The following is a 1,868-nucleotide window of genomic DNA, read 5'->3' as shown; positions in this document are numbered from 1 at the left end:
TTTTCGGATGCTTTATATTGGCCCGGTAGTTCAGTTGGTTAGAATGCCGCCCTGTCACGGCGGAGATCATGGGTTCAAGTCCCATTCGGGTCGCCAGTTTGCCTCGGTAGCTCAGTTGGTAGAGCAAAGGACTGAAAATCCTTGTGTCAGCGGTTCGATTCCACTCTGAGGCACCATTTAACACAGGATGGATCACGGGAGAACGTGATCGTTTGAAAGCGGGTCTCATGAGAGGCTCGCTTTTTTGCGATATGCTGTGACGGTAGAAAATACACTCGGGGGAGAGGAAAAGGGTAATGGGAAGTTTATCAGAGATGTTTTTGGGATTTATCGCCGACTGGGGATATTTGGCTGTAGCTGTGCTCATGGGCATGGAAAATGCCTGCATTCCTATACCCAGTGAGCTGATTCTCGGTTTTGCGGGATATCTGATTTTCGCAGGTCAGATGACTTTTTCCGGGGCGCTCTGGTACGGAATGGTAGGCGGTCTTTTGGGCTCATGGTTCGCGTATGAGGTAGGACGCCGCGGTGGACGTTCCTTCGTAGATAAATACGGACATTACTTCCTTATAAAGAAGTCACACGTTGACCTTGCTCAGAACTGGTTCGATAAATACGGCATCAAGGCTGTTTTCTTCAGCCGTATGCTTCCTGTTGTCCGCACATTCATTTCTCTTCCTGCGGGTTTCGCCCATGTGGATTTCAAGCGTTTTACGATTTATACGATTCTGGGGTCGCTGCCCTGGACGGCGCTTATCCTCTGGGCAGGCATGATGCTGGGCGAGAGCTGGAAGTATCTTTTGGAAATCGGACATGAGGCGAGCATCGCATTTGTTGTTATCTGCGTTATCGGCGGAGCTGTGTGGTATTACCGCCACCATAAGAAGAAAAAGAGGCATCTTAAGTAAAACAGGGAGCGCTTTTACGGCGCTCCTTTATTTGTTTTACGAATGAGTTTCTTTTTTGGTTGCGTTGTGGTATGATAAGAGAATCATTGGAAAATCGAAACGATTTGTTTTCATTTCCAGGATGAGAAGGTATTTAAGGAGGACAAGGCTTTGCTTTATCCTATGCTGTTAACGTCACCGCTGAAGGATTACATCTGGGGCGGGACAAAGCTTAAAACGGAATATAACAAAAAAACTGACCTGGAAACCGTGGCAGAGAGCTGGGAGCTTGCGTGCCACAAGGACGGTCACAGTATAATCAGAAACGGAGAGGCTTCGGGAATGGAGCTGGAGCGGTATATAGCGCTGAAGGGCGACCGCATTGTAGGTGCTCATGCCGCACGGTATTCGTATTTCCCTATTCTCATAAAGCTGCTGGACTCCGCAGAGGACCTTTCGGTGCAGGTTCACCCTGATAATGACTACGCGCTCCGTGTAGAGGGTGAGTACGGCAAAACCGAGTTTTGGTATGTAGTTGACTGCGAGCCGGGAGCAAGTCTTATATATGGACTTAACCGCGAGGTCACAAAGGAAGAGCTTCGCAGACGTATAGAGGATAATACTCTTTTGGAGGTCTGCAACCGCGTGCCTGTAAAACCGGGAGACGCTTTCCTCATTGAAGCGGGTACGCTGCATTCTATCGGGGGCGGTATAACGGTTGCTGAGATTCAGCAGAATTCCAATACTACCTACCGCGTTTACGATTACGGACGTATTGGAAAGGACGGAAAGCCGAGAGAGCTTCACGTGGAGAAGGCTCTTGATGTTCTTCGCCTTACCCCGTCGCCGCAGCCGTCGGCACTGCCGCCGAACCTCTTTTTCGCTGAATACGATATGAAGCAGCTTGTGTCCTGTGAGTTCTTTACAGTACATGAGTTTAATCTCCACGGCCGCTGTCATCTGGCTTCTGACCGCAGCAGC

At 49.5% G+C, this 1,868-nt stretch carries 2 protein-coding genes and 2 tRNA genes; all 4 read left to right on the top strand.

Annotated features, from left to right (window positions below; translation table 11 throughout):
- Nucleotides 1-19 precede the first annotated feature (19 nt).
- A tRNA-Asp gene (locus ACY69O_RS08500) sits at nt 20-96 on the top strand.
- Between the two features lie 4 nt (nt 97-100).
- Nucleotides 101-176, top strand: a tRNA-Phe gene (locus ACY69O_RS08495).
- 120 nt (nt 177-296) lie between these two features.
- Nucleotides 297-908, top strand: a complete 612-nt coding sequence (locus ACY69O_RS08490; protein WP_462333038.1) for a DedA family protein — start codon at nt 297-299, stop codon at nt 906-908.
- 150 nt (nt 909-1,058) lie between these two features.
- On the top strand, nt 1,059-1,868 hold an 810-nt coding region (locus ACY69O_RS08485), incomplete at its 3' end, for a type I phosphomannose isomerase catalytic subunit (protein ID WP_462333037.1).

The sequence above is a fragment of the Schwartzia sp. (in: firmicutes) genome (assembly GCF_978017985.1).
This window is presented reverse-complemented; position numbering and strand designations above follow the sequence as displayed.

Excerpts from the sequence above, each read along its gene's own strand:
- ACY69O_RS08490 (WP_462333038.1), top strand. The coding sequence starts at position 297 with ATGGGAAGTTTATCAGAGATGTTTTTGGGATTTATCGCCGACTGGGGA.